At 68.4% G+C, this 351-nt stretch carries 1 pseudogene; it reads right to left on the reverse strand.

The window, feature by feature from the left end:
- Positions 1 to 351: pseudogene (locus RA19_RS25285) on the reverse strand (hypothetical protein); the annotation flags it as partial.

A 351-nucleotide genomic window follows, 5' to 3' on the forward strand; every position in this document is an offset into this window, starting at 1 on the left:
TCCCCTTCGCGCGGCTCAACCGAGCGCGCGCCCAGATGGCGGTTCACATAGTCCAGTAAGCTGCCGCCTTCCTTGGTTTCCTCTCGTGCCGAGGCCAGCGCGTCGCGTGCGGCCGGGGCAAAGCCGTCGCGCAGCGCCGACAGGGTTGCGACGCCGCTTTCGGCCGGGCCGGACAGGGCTGCGGGCAGCGCAACGCCAAGGCCCGACAGTTCCTGCGCATTGGCGGCATAGCTGTTGCCGCTGTCCAAGGCAGAGCGCAGCAGCGCCAGCTGCGTCTGGGCACTGGCAATACGTGCGGCTTCAGTGCTTGCGGCATCCATCGCCTGCGCATCGGCCAGCATCTGCTCTACT

This window comes from Leisingera sp. ANG-M1 (genome assembly GCF_000813745.1).
Taxonomy (GTDB): domain Bacteria; phylum Pseudomonadota; class Alphaproteobacteria; order Rhodobacterales; family Rhodobacteraceae; genus Leisingera.